This is a genomic window from Rhodopseudomonas palustris (assembly GCF_034479375.1).
Lineage (GTDB): Bacteria > Pseudomonadota > Alphaproteobacteria > Rhizobiales > Xanthobacteraceae > Rhodopseudomonas > Rhodopseudomonas palustris_M.
The window spans coordinates 501487-517465 of sequence record NZ_CP140155.1; the positions used below are offsets into that span (position 1 = coordinate 501487).

Consider the following 15979-nt stretch of genomic DNA (forward strand, 5'->3'; position numbering starts at 1 on the left):
ATTGCCATGCATGCGATCAGCTCTCCGGCCCTGATCCGGGGCGATCGCGTCCGGTTTACGCTCCTGTTCCTGGCGCTGCTCGGCCTGACGCTGGGCGGCTGCGCCGGCGGCGATTTCGGCCGGACCCGCGGCGACTTCGTCAACGACGACATGCATCGCTGGATCGGCATCGAGGCCACCGGCAGCGTCGGCGCCCGGCCGTCCGACTTCCAGCTCACCGACGAAGAACGCACGCTGCGCGACATGGCCTATCCGCTGATCGAGCCGCCACGGCAGCGGCCGGCGTGGAAGACCGTGTTCGGCGACTATCAGCCGGTCGCCGCACCCTGGCGGCAGGCGCCGCCGTTCGACCGCACCGCCTATGGCAAGATGCTGGTCGACGAGCCGCATCGCTCGCACACCTCGCGCTACTCCGCGCTCAGCGAAGACGTCCGCAACGACCTGACCCGGTTCGAGCCGTTCAAATTCACCGCGATGCGGGTGATCGAACTCGACCGCAAGCGCAACGCGGCGCTGAAATACATCTCCGACCTGTCGCCGCGCGAGCGCGCCGACGCGATCGGCCGGATGGAGGAGAACGCGCTGATCGTGCAGTGGGTGCAGCAGTGCCTGAACCGCCGCGTCTCTTCCTATCGCTGGGCGCTGGAGCGGCTGGTGATCATGGCCCCCGACACCCTCGCCGCCGACGCCGACCGCCTGATCGCCGAACTCGAAGTCCAGGCCGCCAATCTGTCGATCCCGGCGGGGCCGGCGAAGGGGCATGTGGTGGTGACGAAGGGGTGAGGGCGCGGTCGACGCGGTGTCGTCGGTCTGACGCATGCCTGAGCGCTCGATGAACGCAGGCCCACTCCGCTTGGCGAGATGTCCGGACAATCGTCATGATTTATCAACCCGTCATGCCCGGCCTCGTGCCGGGCATCCACGTCTTGCTGCTTCCAACGCGCGAGCAACGTGGATGGCCGGGACGATCCCGGCCATGACGAAGCATGAGCACGTTGTCAGTTCAAACAAGCGTGGAGCGCTTCATTAACTGATTGAAGCCATGCGGCCCTCTCAAGTGCAGAGTCGTCATCCTGAGGAGCCCGGCGAAGCCGGGCGTCTCGAAGGATGGGGGCGACGCAGTGCCCACGGCGCATGGTTCGAGACGGCGCTTCGCGCCTCCTCACCATGAGGTCGTGCCTGTGGCTGGCATCCCGGAAGGCCCACGTGGTCGGTGGGCACGTTGCGCTTTGCTCACCCTACGGAGACGGCGGCAACGACTACGACTTCGCCCCCGGCTCCGGCTTGCAACTCGCCGAGCCCAGCGCGGCTCTCGCTTGCGGCATCATGCCGGGCTCCGACGCCAGCGCCTTCATCACGATCAGGCCGGTGGTGCTGGGCGAGTCGATGATCAGGCGGTCGGCGGCGGTGACGTCTTCGTCTTCGGGCAGTTCGCCGTGCTGCTCGGCGGTCATCAGATCGAGTTCGATCACCTTGCGGCCGGCGGAGCGGTCGTTGATCGCGTAGTAGGCGACCTCGTTGCGGGTGTAGAACGACACCGCGGTGTAGGCCTGGCTGACCGGCACGGTGAGCTTAAGCGGGCCCTTCGACAGATCGTAGCGGCAGATCGCGACCGCGAAGGCCGGATCGAGGAACGGCAGCGGCGCCTGGTCGGGCAGGGCCTGCGGCAGTTGCGAGACCTCGTTGACCTTGGTCAGCGGCGCCAGCCGCGCATAGGCGTCCTGGCTGGCGATCTGCGGCAGCGCCAGCACGCTGACCAGATGCACGATGCCGCCGAGCACGATGCCGGCGATGACGGTGGTGATGAAGCGGATCATGGGCAGCCCATGGTGGCGATCGACGGCATCGGCGCGTCGCGCTGGGTGCGGGTGGCGACGCCGACCGGCGTATCGTACAGCCGCAGCACCAGCATGTAGCGCTCGACGCCGCCGGTCGGCAGCCAGTTGCCGGCGCGCGACCGCGCCGCGACGCGGATCCTGAACGCGCCGTCGGCGGCGCGCAGAATTTCCTGGCTGGTGAAGCCGTAGCGCTCGAGATTGTTGGCGACCAGATAGCCGCGCGGATCGTACAGCGTCAGCGTCCAGAACCGCGCCGGCGGGGTGACGCCGCTGACTTCGATGTCGCAGCGGCCGTCGAGCGGGCGCTTATTGTCATCGGCGGTGGCGATGAAGGCGATACCGTCGCCGGCGCCGATCGGCAGTTCGCCGCTGCGCGCGATCGAGGCGCGGGCATAGGGGTCGATCTCGGCGGTGCCGGCGCGCGGTCGCGCGGTCCAGGCGCCGATCGTCAGCGTGCCGAAATCGGTGCCGCGCGTCGCCGTCATCCAGGTCGCGCCGACGCCGACGCCCGCGGCGATGATCAGCGCCAGCAAAGTGAAGAAGATCAGGCGCACGTTGCAACCGTCCTTGCGCTACAAGCCGCCGTCAGTTTTTGCGCGGCGCCGTTGCCGGCGGCCCGTTCGGCGTCGCCGCGGCAAAGCTGTCCGGGAATCCGAAGCCGGTCGACGACACCGGCTTGGCCGGCGGGGTCTTGTCCATCGCCTTGTCCATGGCCTTGGCGGCGTCGTCCAGCATCTTTTCGACGCGCACCAGAATATCCGCGCCGCGCCGCGTCAGCACCGGCGGCGGCGCCGGCTTGCCGTCGTCGTCGGCGGCGCGCGCCGCGGCCTGCGCCTGCGACACCGGCAGCCTTGTGCCCATGCCGACGCCGGCGAGCTCCTTGATCTCGACGCCCTGATGCGCCGCGATCATGATGTCGCGCCAGGTCTGCGCCGGCAGCGAGCCGCCGGTCATGCGGTTGGTCGGCGAGTAGTCGTCGTTGCCGTACCACACCGCGCAACTGAAATTGCCGGTGTAGCCGACGAACCAGGCGTCGCGATAGGCGTTGGTGGTGCCGGTCTTGCCCGCGGTCGGAATGCCGTCGAGCGCTGCGCGGCGCGCGGTGCCCTCAGAGACGACGTGGCTCATCATCCCGGCCATGTCGGCGGCGACCGAGGCGGGGATCGCCTGCTTCTGCTTCGGGCCGTCGCGATCGAACCGCCACACCAGATCGCCGGCGCCGGTGCGCACTTCGAGCACCGCGTGCGGCGTCGGCGCCTTGCCCTTGTTCGGGAAGGTGGCATAGGCCACCGCGTGTTCGAGCACGGTGACTTCGGTCGAGCCGATCGGCAGCGACGGGGTGTCGATCAGCGGCGCCTTGATGCCGAAGCGGCGCGCGACCTCGACGATCTTGGCGCGGCCGGCCTTCGGCCCGGCCTTGCCGCCGAGCGTGATCGACAGCTTCACCGGGACGACGTTGATCGAGCGGGTGATCGCCTGCGTCAGCGTCACCGAACCCGAGTAGGAGTGGCCGTAATTCTGCGGGCACCAATTGCCGATGCAGACCGGGCCGTCGACCACGATCGAGGTCGGCTTGAAGCCGTTGAGCAGCGCGGTCGTATAGACATAGGGCTTGAACGACGAGCCGGGCTGGCGATAGGCGTCGACCGCGCGGTTGAACTGGCTGGCGCCGTAGTCGCGGCCGCCGACCATGGCGCGGACGCCGCCGTCGAGATCCGACAGCACGGCGGCGGCCTGCGTCGCATGATAGTCGCGGCCGAACTGGCGGAGCTGGTTCTCGACCGCCGCCTCGGCGGCGCGCTGCACGTTCATGTCGATCGTGGTGCGCACCACGAAGACGCGCTCGGTGTAGGATTTCGGGAACGTCTCGACGATCTTGCGGACTTCCTCGAACGCCCAGTCGAGATAGTAGTTCGGCGAATTCTCGTCGCGGCGGTCGACCACCGAGGCCGGATTGCGCCGCGCACCGAACACCTGGCCCTCGGTCATGAAGCCGGCGTCGACCAGATTGTCGAGCACGACGTTGGCGCGAGCGCGCGCCGCCGGCAGGTTGATGTGCGGGGCGAATTTGGTCGGCGCCTTGAACAGCCCGGCCAGCATCGCGGCCTCGGCGAGGTTCACGTCGCGCACCGATTTGTTGAAGTAGAAATGCGCCGCGCCGTCGGCGCCGAAGGTGCCGCCGCCCATATAGGCGCGGTCGAGATAGAGCTTGAGGATCTCGTTCTTGGTCAGCCGCGTCTCCAGCCAGATCGCCAGAAACGCCTCGTTGACCTTGCGCTCCAGCGTGCGCTCGTTCGACAGGAACAGGTTCTTGGCGAGCTGCTGGGTGATCGACGAGCCGCCCTGGCGCACGCCGCCGGCCTGCGCATTGGTCACCAGCGCGCGCGCGGTGCCGGCGACGTCGATGCCGAAATGATCGTAGAAGCGGCGGTCCTCGGTGGCGAGCGTCGCCTTGATCAGATTGTCGGGGAAGTCTTCCAGCGGAATCGAGTCGTTGTGCTTGATGCCGCGATTGCCGATCGGATTGCCGTAGCGATCCAGAAAGCTGACGGCGAGGTCGGATTTCTTCAGCCAGTCCTCGTCACCGGTCTCGCGAAACGCCGGCTGCGCCAGCGCCAGCAGCACCAGCAGGCCGCCGGCGCCCATCGTGGCGGCCTCCGACAGCGGCTCGACGAACACCCAGCGCTTCCAGTGTCCGACATAGAAGCGGTCCATGAAGGTGGAGAAGCGCTCCCACAATTCGCGGATGCCGGCGGCCGACGAGAACAGCGTCGAATCGAGCCGCGCGTCGAGGTCCAGAAACCAGTTCCGAACCCGCTGCATCCAATTGTCTGGGAAAATCTTCGGCACCGGCTTCGACCAATCGCGTCAACGGCGCCGGGCAGGGCGCCTCAATCCGTCTTGCTGCAGCGTTACGGCAAACCCAAGGCGCGCGTGGCGAGCCTCGCGCGATGCTTCGGGAATCTCCATTCTTGTAGCCGAGGATCGGCCATAAACCAATGGCCGCGCAGGGATTTTCCAGCGCGCGGGGGCGCCGCTTCGGCCCCGAATGGCTGCCGCTGCGGCTAACCGCTTGCGCCGGCGGCATAACTCCTCCTAGAACGGCGCTTCCGCCCGCATCGACGCGGCGCCCACCGCATGACCAAGGCATGATCGCAGCTCCCAAGAAGGCTTCCCCCCAGGACGGTTTCTTCTGGAAAACCAAAACCTTGGAAGAGATGTCCGGGGCCGAATGGGAGAGTCTGTGCGACGGCTGCGCGCGCTGCTGCCTGGAGAAGCTCGAGGACGAGGATTCGGGGCGGATCTATTTCACCCATGTCGGCTGCCGGCTGCTCGACGGCGACGCCTGCGCGTGCCGGGACTATGCGAATCGCTCGGACCGGGTGCCGGACTGCGTCCGGCTGACGCCGGAGAACGTCCGCAACCTGAGCTGGCTGCCGCCGAGCTGCGGCTATCGGCTGGTCGCCGAGGGGCGCGATCTGTACTGGTGGCATCCCTTGATCTCCGGCGATCCGAACAGCGTGCACGACGCCGGGGTGTCGGTGCGCGGGCGGGTCGAGGCGATGGAGACCGAGGTTTCGGTCGAGGACCTCGAGGATCACATCGTGTCCTGGCCGGCGCTGCTGCCGAAGCGCGCCAGGCTGAAGAAGCGGCCGGCGTGAGACGCGGCGTCGCGCCGGGTGGCCGCCCTGCGCGGCTCGACTCCCCTCCAGAAGACAAAGCATGACCACCGCACTGATCATCCTCGCTTTCGCCGGCCTGTGGGCCGGCATGCAGAACACGCTCGCCGGGGGCGGGTCGTTCGTCACGCTGCCGGCGTTGCTGCTTGCCGGGCTCACGCCGCTGTCGGCCAACATCACCTCGACGGTGGCGCTGTTTCCCGGGCAGATGGCCTCGGGCTACGCCGGCCGCAGCATGGTGCGCGGCGTCGGCCGGCTGTCGTTCCCCTGGCTGGTGACCATCAGCCTGATCGGCGGCATGTTCGGCGCGGTGCTGCTGCTGATCACGCCGCCGACGATGTTCGCGCGGATGATGCCGTGGCTGGTGCTGTTCGCGACGCTGGTGTTCGCCTGGGGCAGTTTCCTGCGCAAGCCGGTCGCGGAGGGGCGGCAGATCAGCCTGCCGCTGCTGGTCGCCGCGCAGTTCCTGATCGCGGTCTATGGCGGCTATTTCGGCGGCGGCATCGGCTTTCTGATGATGGCCGCCTTGTCGATCGCGGGCCAGAGCGCGCGCAACGCCGGCGCCACCAAGAACGCGCTCGCGGCCGCGATGAACGCCTCCGCGGTGGCGCTGTTCGCGCTGTCGAGCGAGGTGAAATGGCTGGAGGTCGCGGTGCTGGCGGCGTCGTCCACCGTCGGCTATCTGCTCGGCGTCTGGGTGCTGCGCCGCGTCAACGAGAAATGGCTGCGGATCGGCGTCGTGGTGCTGGGCGTGGCGCTGACGGTGGGACTGTTCTGGCGGCAGTTCTGAGCGGATTCCGGGGCGGTCAGGAATTCGCGGCCGGCCCGACCCGGCCGTCCTCGCGCGCCGATCGCCTTGCGCCGACGCGCCAATAACACCACCGCCAGCGCATCGGCCTGGGCGTCGGCGACATCGTGAACAGCATGCAGACGAGCGAGGTCCAGGTGTGGACCTCGCTCCAGATGTCGAGACCCCGCGTTCCCCTCACCAGCGATAGCTTGCGGTCGCGGTGATGACCCGCGGGGCGATGTACTGGCAGCCGCCGGTGGCGGTGCACATCGCGTTGTCCTTGTCGGCGATGTTCTTGACGTTGAGCGCCAGATTGATGCCCTTCGGCTGGCGATAATGCAGCCCGGCGTCGACCACCGTATAGGCGTCGTTGGTGATCGTGTTGAGGATGTCCATGTAGGACTCGCCGATATAGCGGAAGCCGGCGCCGAAGCCCCAGCCGGCCAGCGGTCCGCTCTGCAGCGTGTAGTCGGCGAAGGCCGAGGCCATGTTGCGGGGGATCAGCACCGGCATCTTGCCGACGTCGCCGTTGTTGCTCTGGGTATTCTTCAGGTTCTGCAGCGTGTAGCTCGCCAGAAGATTGAGGCCCGGCACCGGCCTGGCCAGCATCTCCAGCTCCAGGCCGCGCGAATTCACCTGGCCGGTCTGGATGTTGTAGTTCAGGTGGTTCGGATCGGCGGTCAGCACGTTGTCCTGGGTGAGGTCGAACACCGCCGCGGTGAACAGCAGATCGCGGTTCGGCTGGAACTTGATGCCGCCTTCGTATTGCTTGCCCTTGGTGGGCTTGAAGGCGTTGGAGTTGAAATCGACGCCTCCTGTCGGCAGGAACGATTCGGAATAGCTGACATACGGCGCGAGGCCGTTGTCGAACAGATAGGTCAGGCCGGCGCGCTTGGTGAAGGCGGTGTCGTCGTTGGGCTGCGGCACGCCGGTGAGGCGGTTGAGGATGGTCTGCTGGGCGGCGTCGTAGCGGCCGCCGAGCGTCAGGATCCAGTTCTGCAGCTTGATCTGGTCCTGCAGATAGACGCCGGCCTGGTTCAGGTTCTGCTTGTAGCTCTGCAGCCGGAACGTCGGCATCGCCACCGTCTGGCCGTAGACCGGATTGAGCACGTCGAGCGACGGCGCCAGGCCGCCGAACGATTCGCCTTCGAGCTTGAACGCCTGATAGTCGGTCCCGATCAGCACGGTGTGCTGCAGCGGGCCGGTCCAGGTCTTGGCGATGACGTGGTTGTCGGTGCCGAAGCTGTCGCTGTTCTCGAGCACCCGGCGCGCGTTGCGTGGAAACACCGTCTGGGTGTCGAGCGGGGTGCCGGCCAGGGTGATGGAACGATACTCCATATCGACGTGGCCGTAGCGCGCCCGCGAGCGCACGATCAGATCGTCGCTGAAGCGGTGCTCGAACTGATAGCCGATCCGGTACTGGGTCTGGTCGAAGGTGTTGTAAGATGGATCGCCGACAAACAGCGGCAGCGCGCGCATGTCGACGACCTTGCCGCCGCGGACGGTTGCGACCGACAGCGGGCTGGCGATGCCGGTGACGTCGTGCTGATAGTCGCTGAGGATCGTCAGGGTGGTGTCGTTGGTCGGCCGCCAGGTCACCGCCGGCGCGATATAGGCGCGGTCGTCCTTGATCTTGTCGGAGAACTTCGCGACCTGCGCGTCGGAATCCCGCAGCACGCCGGTCAGCCGATAGAGCAGGGTCTTGTCCTTGTCGACCGGGCCGCCGACATCGAACGCTCCCTGCAGCCGGTCGGCGCTGCCGACCAGGCCGACCACCTCGCCGAACGCCTGGTCGGTCGGGCGCTTGCTGATCAGATCGATCAGACCGCCGGGCGGGCTCTGGCCGTACATCACCGAGCTCGGGCCCTTGACGACGTCGATGCGCTGCACGCCGTAGGGCTCGTTGCGGAACACCGAGAAATAGGCCGAGCCGTTGGCGGTGTCGCGCAGGCCGTCGCGGAAATTGGAGAAGCCGTTGGTTTCGAAGCCGCGAATGCGGGCCTGATCGTAGCGGGGATCGCCGCCGAACGTCTGCACCGCGACGCCGGCGGTGTATTGCAGCGCCTGCGCGACGGTGTCGATGCCGCGCGCATCGAGATTGTCGCGGCTGATCACGGAGATCGATTGCGGCGTCTCGATCAGCCTGGTGTCGGTCTTGGTGCCGCTGGCGCTGACGCTCGGCACGAAGCCGGGCACCGGATCGGTGCCGCGCTCGAACACGGCGCGCTGCGTCGGCTGCACAGGCAGCGGCGCTGGCGCCGCACGCTGCGCGGACCTGCGCGAGCGCCCGGTGGCGGAGCGGCTTCGTTCACGCGGCGCTTGCGCCTGCCGCCGGCCCGCCTGCGGCGCGGTGATTTCGACAGCGGGCAGCTCGGTCGCCGCCGGCTTGGCCCCCTGTGCGGCCGCGGAAGACGGAAGCCAAACGATCGGCACGATCAACGCGCTGCTCAGCCATAGTGCGTTGAGCACAGGTCTACGACCGGCATTCGCGCCGGCATTAACGGTTTTCATCATTCGCCCCCAGTTGCGAGAGACGAACTAATCGAATGGAACAACGTGTATCAATGTGAACACAAAGCTTCTGCGGGAATGTAGTTTGGAATTGCTCGAACGAAAGCCGCGCCGCAGGCATCGGTGCATTTCGGTGTGGCGTCTATCGTGTTGGTATTGCTGACGTGCCGGAACTGAGACGAGAGCGTGCCGGTGCGACGGGTGTCTTTGAATCGTTCAAACGAAAGGGCGACCTGTAGGTGCCGCTGGCGCATGGCGGTCCGCCGCAGGCGCAGAACTTTGGAAGTGCGCCGGGAGCGGAGACGGTTCGCCGACCCCGTTGCATTCCGCCGCTTGGAAAACGCACTGTTCTCGCGCCGACCAAATCGGGGTAAGCTGCGGCTCCCGGCACGGGAGTCTGAGTGGAAACGGCATGGGGCGTTGGGCAATCGGAATTGCGCTGGCGGTGGTGGCCGCGCTCTGGCTGTCGCCGGCGCGCGCCGAAAAGCGCGTCGCGCTGGTGATCGGCAATTCCGGCTATCAGAACGTGTCGCGGCTCGACAATCCGCAGAACGACGCGGTGCTGATGGCCGGGACGCTCAGTGCCATCGGCTTCAAGCTGGTCGGCGGCCGCGCCCAGCTCGATCTCGACAAGCCGTCGCTCGATGCCGCCGTGCAGAATTTCGGCCGGCAGATCCAGGGCGCCGACGTCGCGCTGTTCTATTATGCCGGCCACGGCGTGCAGATCAGCGGCGCCAACTATCTGGTTCCGGTCAATGCCAATCCGACCCGCGAGGCCGACGTCGACTTCCAGATGGTCGACGTCAACGTCGTGCTGCGCCAGATGCAGGGGGCGGGAACGCGGCTGAAGATCGTCATCCTCGACGCCTGCCGCAACAACCCTTTCGGCACGCGAGGACTGCGAACCTCGGAGGGCGGGCTGGCGCAGATGCGCGCGCCCGACGGCACGCTGATCTCCTACGCCACGCAGCCCGGCAGCGTCGCGCTCGACGGCGGCGACGGCCACAGCCCATATACGCGCGCGCTGGCCGCGACCGTGAAGCGCGCCGGGCTCGATCTGTTCCAGACCTTCAATCAGGTCGGCCTCGCGGTGATGCGCGCGACCGCGGGCGCGCAACAGCCCTGGGTGTCGTCGTCGCCGATCGACGGCACGTTCTATTTCGTCGCGCCCGCATTGCCGTCCGCGCCGCCACCTGCGACGCAGGAGGCGCGACTGAGCGAGACCCCGCGCCGCAGCGATGGCCGCGCGCCGCTGACCGACGCCGACGAACTTCGCGAACTCCGCGACCGGCTGTACGAACGCAATTTCGATCCGGAGGAGCCGGACGGCAAGGCCGGCCTGCGCACGGCGATCGCCAAGTTCCAGGAGAAGGCGGCGATGCCGCAGACCGGGGAGGCGACCGAGGGCGTGCTGGCGCGGCTGCGGCAGAGCGACGAGCTGCGGCCCTGGGGATCGATCGTGTACGACCCCGACAACGAGAAGTGGGGCATCTCCTGGAACCACGCGTCGCGCAAAGCCGCGGTGTCGGATGCAAGCGGGAAATGCGGCGGTGCGCCGTGCAAGGTCGAACTCAGCTTCTACGGCAAGCGCTGCGGCGCCTTCGCGGTGTCGGCGATGTCGTGGTCGCTGGTCGACCGCGACAGCGTCCAGGCGGCGAAAGATGCCGCGCTCAGCGCCTGCGGCAAGTCCGGCAAGCCGTGCCGCGTGATCGGCGCGGTGTGCGCCGACGGCTCCGGCCGCTGACGCCGCTGACGCCGGCGGCGCGGCTGTCGCTACTGCTTCGACGCGGTCCAGCGGCCGACGCATCCGTCGGAGCGCCGGAACGAGCCGGAGCCGCTGCGGGCCGAGAAACGGCCGGAGCTGGTCCAACTGATGCCATTGGCCGAGCCGGCGCCGGTGGTCGAGCCGTTCGGCGAGACTCGTCCGGACGTGTACTGCCCGATGATCCTGCCGCTGGTGATGACGATCGCCTCGGTGGCGCCGCCGCAAGGCGTGCCGACGCTCGACACCGACCATGCGCCGTCGAAACTGCCGCCGGCGCCCGCGCCGGCGCTGCCGCTGCTCTTGCGTGTGGCGGGGCGTGTCGTCTCGGCGGCGGGCTTGCTGCGCCGTGCCGGCTTGGCCGGCTCGACGGTCCGCGGCGTCGCGCGCGTTCCGGACAGCGACTTCTCGGTGTTGCCGATGCTGCCGCCGGCGCTGCCCGATTGCGCGGCTGCCGATCCCGGAACACAGGCGATGGCGAACGCGGCTGTTAGCAGGGCGGCTCTCGTCACTAATCGAACGACGTCTTGCATGATGCGCTGGCTTCCAGGTGACGCGGGTGTTCGTGGCGGTTCGTCGGCGAGGTTCGCCGCTGTCGCTCCACGCGTCAAGGCCTGCATCCTCGGTTGGGACGTGCCAGGAGGCCGCATCTGGACGTACGGTCGCGACCCGTGAAGAACGCGCCGCGTCGTCGCTATCGACGACGTTCGCGTCAAGAACAGACGGCGCTCGCTTTCCGGCCGCCGCAGCGGCGCTGCGCGACATCGAGGTTGTTAGTACGGTCCGGTCGACGACCCTGTCGCGGGGGGCAACGACAATCAGGTCCACGCGCCGCGCAAGCGGCGACCGACGATCGCCTCGTTCAAGGCGAAGACGCGCCATGACGTCGGGCGCCGCCGCGGCCGATCCAACGGGACGACGCGAGCTGCGACGCGGAACCACGCGCCGACGCAGCGCTGGAACTGCGCTACTGTGATGTGGCGCACGGTCGTCGGGCAGGGGGATCGCATATCGGCTCCGGCGCGGCGCTCGTCGGGGACTCGCCTCCGTAAAACTACGGCTCGGGACTATCCCAAATAGAACACCCGCGCGGATTGTGAGACAAACAATGCATCCGCGGCGCGCTGCGTCGCGGTCCCCTTCCTTGGGGCGTTTCCTCCCTAGACTTGGCCCGGGCGCCGATCGGCGACCGGGCCTTTTTATTTTTGATTATGACGCGCGTCAGCCCATGGCGCCGTCTGGCCTCGACCGATCCGCGCGCACGCGCGCCCATCCGGTCGGCCGTGGGCCTTCACCAAGCGCTTTGCCATCGTGGATCGGTCGTGCCGGAAAAGGCGCGAGCGGAAAGGTGCCGGGCTGATGTTGGCGGCCGCACCGGGTCGGGCCATGCTGAGCTGTCGGCCGTTTCCTCTCGCGATTATTTTGTAGATACGATATATTGCCATGAAAATCCTGTGGGACGAGCACAAGCGCGTCGTCAATCTCGAGCGTCATGGGATGGACTTCGCGGATCTGGATGAAACTTTCTTCGAGCGATCGGCGATCGCTCCGGCGAAGCTGGGGAGATTGATTGCGGTGGGACGGTTGCGAAGCGGCGTCATCGTCGTCGTTTTCGTCGAGCTCGGCACCGAAGCCGTCAGTGTGATCAGCATGCGCCCCGCAAGCCGGAAGGAAAGGAGAGGGATCGATGGCTAAGAAGACGTTGAAAACCTTCCAGCCTGGCCGGGGTTACACCAAGCAGGATTGGGACGACGCCGACAGTCCCGAACTGACCGACGAGCAGATTGCGGCGTTGCGTCCGTTCGCCGAAGTCCTGCCCGACCTCGCGGCCTCGATCAGGCGCGGGCGCGGGCCGAACAAGGCGCCGACCAAGAAGCTGGTGTCGCTGCGGCTGTCGCGCGAAGTGATCGACAAATACAAGGCCGGCGGCGACGGCTGGCAATCGCGCATCGACGCGGACCTGCGGCGGATCAACAAGATCAAGTAGCTTTCAATGGAGTATCCGCTCGCAGGAAAGGAACCAACTGGTGAAAGTCTCCAAATTCGATGCGGCTGACTATCTGAAGACGCCGGAAGCCATCGCCGCTTATCTGACGGAAGCATTCGAGACCGACGATGCGGCCTATATCTGCTCGGCGCTCGACACGGCTGCCCGCGCCAAAGGGATCGGCAGCATCGCCAAGGCCACCGGCCTGTCGCGCGAGAGCCTCTACAGGACATTCAAGGATACGGCGAAGCCGGAGTTCGAAACAGTGCGCAAGGTGATGGGATCGCTCGGCGTCAAGCTGGTCGCCGAGCCTATCGAACCGGCCGGGGCTTAGTTCGCGGCGACGATTCGCGGCGATGCGAGCGCCGCCGCTGCAATGACCGTCCCGCCCGCCTCACAGCCCGAGAAACTTGAACGGCTCGCTCGGTTTGAAGCGGTCGTGGACTTCGCCCGAGAAGGTGTTGCTCTGGCCGGGGCCGAGGTCGAGCTTTTGCACCGCGCCCTTGTCGGCGGAAAAATCGATTTTGGTCAGGTCGACCCAGAACACGTTCGGGGTCAGCGCGGATTCGAAGAAGTACAATTTGCGTTTGTGGTCGACCACGGTGCGCCAGCGCGTCGAGGAGATGTTGGGCTGGTCGGGCGTGGTGATGCCGTAGGGCACCGAGGCGTTGCGGATCACGCCGAACACGCTGGCGATGGCTTCGACCGGATTCTCCGCTTTCGGGATCGCATCGACATAGAACGAGGCGCGGGCGAAGCGGTCGGCGGCGCGGTTGGTGCCGGGCAGCATCACGGTTCCGCCGATCTGCTTCCAATAGGCGTTGAGCGCGAGCTGCTGATCGAAGGTCGGCGAATTGGTCATCACCTGATACTGCCGGCCGTGATGAATCACCTGCTTGCCGTCGATATATTCGATGATGGCGCTGTCGCCGCTTTTGTCCGACAGCGACAGGTGCACGGTCGCCAGCCGGTTCTCGTCGGGGAGTTGCGCGGTGACGACGGTGAACGGCTCCTTCGCCAGCGCCGCGACGGCCTCCTGCACGGTCGCGAAATTGTCGAGCACGTATTGCGGCCACAGCGACAGCGCGAGGCCGGGTCTGCCGCCGTCGAGCTTCGGATAGGTCGATTCCGCAAGCCACAGCACGTTGGCCACGAGGCCGGCCTCGTTGACGCCGTCGGAGGTCGCGATGTCGTAGGCCGAGGCGATCACGCTGCCGTAGCGCGCGGTCCATTGCGCCGAATTCGGCCCGGCCTCGCCGGAGCGCTTGATGCCGCGCGGGAAGATCCACAGATTGGTGCCGATGTCGCGCGCCCAGTCCATCGAGCGCGCGGTGATCACCTGATCGCCGGCGCCGAGATAGACCAGGCGGGTGCAGGCCTGCGCCGCCGGCGCGAGCAGCGCGCCGCCGACGACGAGTGCGGCGATGGAGACGGTCACGAAACGACGCCTGGATGCGATCATGGCTGTGGCTCCGATGGTTGGATCTGTTGTCCGGCCGCGCTGGCCGAACCCGGCTCGGTGTAAATCCGATCGTTCAATACGGCTGGATCGCCGCGGCGAGCGTGGCACGACAGTGCAACAAATCAATGTGTCGGACGACTCATAGTTGATGAAACGTCGATGCGATCTGCGGCGAGTATCCCGCGGTGCGGGAGGCGCAGAGGAACGTCGCCGCGCCGTCCGCCCCCGGTATGCGTGAACCACCCATGCGCCGAAGCCGCTGTCTCCGAAGGATTTGATACGCTATTGAGGTTCAACAGCGATTTCCCCCGATGTCAGCCCGACGAGATTCCGTGCCCGCATGAGCATGTCCGAACACCGCCGCCGCGAGCCGGCCGGCCGGCATCTGTTGTCCGACGAAGCGGCGGCGGAACTTTCGCAGATTCCCACCGAAGTGATCGATCTCGGCGACGCGCCGCCGCTGGCGCCGGCGAATACGCTGTCGCAGGGCGAAGTCCGCGCCATCCTGATGAGCCTGCTGCTGGCGATGTTCCTCGCCGCGCTCGACCAGACCATCGTCGCCACCGCGTTGCCGACGATCGGGCGGCAGTTCGGCGACGTCGAGAATCTGTCCTGGGTGATCACCGCCTATCTCTTGTCGTCGACCGCGGTGGCGCCGGTGTTCGGCAGCCTCGCCGACATCTACGGCCGCCGCGCCACGATCATCGCTTCGATCAGCCTGTTCATCGCCGGTTCAGTGATGTGCGCGCTGGCGCCGAGCCTGCTGGTGCTGATCCTCGGCCGCGCGCTGCAGGGGCTGGGCGGCGGCGGCATCATGCCGATCGTGCAGACGGTGATTTCCGACGTGGTGACGCCGCGCGAACGCGGCCAGTATCAGGCGTATTTCTCCGGCGTCTGGGTCTCGGCCGGGATCGGCGGGCCGATCCTCGGCGGCGCCTTCGCCGAGCATCTGCACTGGTCGATGATCTTCTGGATCAACGTGCCGCTGGCGGCCGGCGCGCTGGCGCTGCTGCTGCCGAAGATGGCGAAGATTCCCGTGTATCACCGCCGCCGCAAGGTCGACTGGCTGGGCGGCGTGTTGCTGATGGCGTCGGCCATGGCGGTGATGCTGGCGCTGACCTGGGGCGGCACGCGGTTCTCGTGGCTGTCGCCGACGATCCTGGCGCTGAGCGGCGGCGCGGTGTTGCTGGCGGTGTGCTTCGTCTGGCACGCGCTGCGGGCGCCCGAGCCGTTCCTGCCACTGCAACTGATGGGCGGCACGGTGGTGCCGTGGGCGATGGCGGCGGGCGGCTTCGCGATGGGCGCGATGATCGGGCTGACGGTGCACATGCCGCTGTACTACGAAGCCGTGTATCATCTGACCGCGAGCCAGTCCGGCCTGGCGCTGATCCCGATCGCCGCGGTGTCGGTGCTGGGCGCTGCGTTCACCGGCCGGGCGATGGTGAAGGTCGAGCGCTACAAGCGGATCGCGATCCTCGGCACCGGCTTTTCGGCGCTGATGGCGGCGGCGATCGCGGTGACGACGCCGCTGCCGCTGTGGCTGTTTCTCGCACTGCTGTCGCTGTTCTCGATCGGGCTCGGCACGGTGTTTCCGGTCACCGTGGTGTCGATCCAGAATGCCGTGGCGCGGCCGCAGATCGGCACCGCCACCGGCGCGATGAACTTCTTCCGCGCGCTGATGGCGTCGTTCACCGTGGCGGCGTTCACCGCGGTGCTGCTGATCGCGTTCGGCGGCGAGATCCAGCTCGGCGGCGCCGAGCATCGCCACGCGATCGGCGCGGTCGCTTCCGCCGACATGGTGGCGGCGTTCCGCTGGGTGTTCGCTGCGGCCGCCGCGATGCTGGCCGCCTCGGCGATCTGCGTCGCCATCATGGAAGAGCGCACGCTCGCCGGCCCGGAGCAGACCTCGCCGCCGCCGCTGGAGATGGCCGAGTAGGGACGGCCGGGCG

Annotated in this window: 14 protein-coding genes; 8 read left to right on the forward strand and 6 right to left on the reverse strand. The window is 67.3% G+C overall.

Features of this window, described 5'->3' with window-relative positions:
* Positions 1 to 6 precede the first annotated feature (6 nt).
* Positions 7 to 783, forward strand: coding sequence for a hypothetical protein (locus SR870_RS02210; RefSeq protein WP_322516420.1), 777 nt, complete (start codon positions 7 to 9; stop codon positions 781 to 783).
* Between the two features lie 476 nt (positions 784 to 1259).
* Here the strand turns inward: SR870_RS02210 and SR870_RS02215 are convergent, their stop codons facing one another.
* From SR870_RS02215 to SR870_RS02225, 3 genes are read right to left on the reverse strand one after another with little or no spacing between them, the layout of a single operon-like run.
* A complete protein-coding gene (locus SR870_RS02215; protein ID WP_322516421.1) occupies positions 1260 to 1817 on the reverse strand; it encodes a DUF1254 domain-containing protein in 558 nt (185 codons plus the stop codon).
* Positions 1814 to 2392 carry a DUF1214 domain-containing protein gene (locus SR870_RS02220; protein WP_322516422.1) on the reverse strand — a complete coding sequence of 193 codons (579 nt, stop codon included), beginning with the start codon at positions 2390 to 2392 and terminating at the stop codon, positions 1814 to 1816. The genes SR870_RS02215 and SR870_RS02220 overlap by 4 nt, the downstream gene beginning before the upstream one ends.
* Before the next feature lie 31 nt (positions 2393 to 2423).
* Positions 2424 to 4688, reverse strand: a complete 2265-nt coding sequence (locus tag SR870_RS02225; RefSeq protein ID WP_322516423.1) for a PBP1A family penicillin-binding protein — start codon at positions 4686 to 4688, stop codon at positions 2424 to 2426.
* Between the two features lie 299 nt (positions 4689 to 4987).
* On the opposite strand from SR870_RS02225, the gene SR870_RS02230 reads away from it, so the two are divergent.
* Positions 4988 to 5500 (forward strand): YcgN family cysteine cluster protein, encoded by a 513-nt coding sequence (locus tag SR870_RS02230; RefSeq protein ID WP_322516424.1) that lies wholly within the window; start codon positions 4988 to 4990, stop codon positions 5498 to 5500.
* Between the two features lie 61 nt (positions 5501 to 5561).
* On the forward strand, positions 5562 to 6308 hold the full coding sequence (locus SR870_RS02235; RefSeq protein ID WP_322516425.1) for a sulfite exporter TauE/SafE family protein: 747 nt from the start codon (positions 5562 to 5564) through the stop codon (positions 6306 to 6308).
* A gap of 195 nt (positions 6309 to 6503) precedes the next feature.
* On the opposite strand, the gene SR870_RS02240 is transcribed toward SR870_RS02235, so the two are convergent.
* Positions 6504 to 8819 carry a TonB-dependent siderophore receptor gene (locus tag SR870_RS02240; protein ID WP_322516426.1) on the reverse strand — a complete coding sequence of 772 codons (2316 nt, stop codon included), beginning with the start codon at positions 8817 to 8819 and terminating at the stop codon, positions 6504 to 6506.
* A gap of 412 nt (positions 8820 to 9231) precedes the next feature.
* On the opposite strand from SR870_RS02240, the gene SR870_RS02245 reads away from it, so the two are divergent.
* The gene (locus SR870_RS02245) at positions 9232 to 10563 is read left to right on the forward strand and encodes a caspase family protein (RefSeq protein ID WP_322516427.1); all 1332 of its coding nucleotides are present in this window, start codon (positions 9232 to 9234) and stop codon (positions 10561 to 10563) included.
* A gap of 29 nt (positions 10564 to 10592) precedes the next feature.
* On the opposite strand, the gene SR870_RS02250 is transcribed toward SR870_RS02245, so the two are convergent.
* The gene (locus SR870_RS02250) at positions 10593 to 11114 is read right to left on the reverse strand and encodes a hypothetical protein (protein WP_322516428.1); all 522 of its coding nucleotides are present in this window, start codon (positions 11112 to 11114) and stop codon (positions 10593 to 10595) included.
* Between the two features lie 910 nt (positions 11115 to 12024).
* Between SR870_RS02250 and SR870_RS02255 the strand changes: the two genes are divergently transcribed.
* The 3 genes from SR870_RS02255 to SR870_RS02265 are packed head-to-tail and all read left to right on the forward strand — an operon-like array spanning position 12025 to position 12902.
* Positions 12025 to 12276, forward strand: coding sequence for a BrnT family toxin (locus tag SR870_RS02255; protein WP_322516429.1), 252 nt, complete (start codon positions 12025 to 12027; stop codon positions 12274 to 12276).
* Positions 12269 to 12568, forward strand: a complete 300-nt coding sequence (locus SR870_RS02260; protein ID WP_322516430.1) for a BrnA antitoxin family protein — start codon at positions 12269 to 12271, stop codon at positions 12566 to 12568. Before SR870_RS02255 ends, SR870_RS02260 begins: the two co-directional genes overlap by 8 nt.
* A 37-nt stretch (positions 12569 to 12605) precedes the next feature.
* The gene (locus tag SR870_RS02265; RefSeq protein ID WP_322518386.1) at positions 12606 to 12902 is read left to right on the forward strand and encodes an addiction module antidote protein; all 297 of its coding nucleotides are present in this window, start codon (positions 12606 to 12608) and stop codon (positions 12900 to 12902) included.
* Positions 12903 to 12962: 60 nt separating this feature from the next.
* On the opposite strand, the gene SR870_RS02270 is transcribed toward SR870_RS02265, so the two are convergent.
* A complete protein-coding gene (locus SR870_RS02270; protein WP_322516431.1) occupies positions 12963 to 14030 on the reverse strand; it encodes a linear amide C-N hydrolase in 1068 nt (355 codons plus the stop codon).
* Positions 14031 to 14370: 340 nt separating this feature from the next.
* Here SR870_RS02270 and SR870_RS02275 point away from each other — a divergent pair, with 340 nt between their 5' ends.
* Entirely contained in the window at positions 14371 to 15966 is a 1596-nt protein-coding gene (locus tag SR870_RS02275; protein ID WP_322516432.1) for an MDR family MFS transporter, read from the forward strand.
* Positions 15967 to 15979 lie beyond the last annotated feature (13 nt).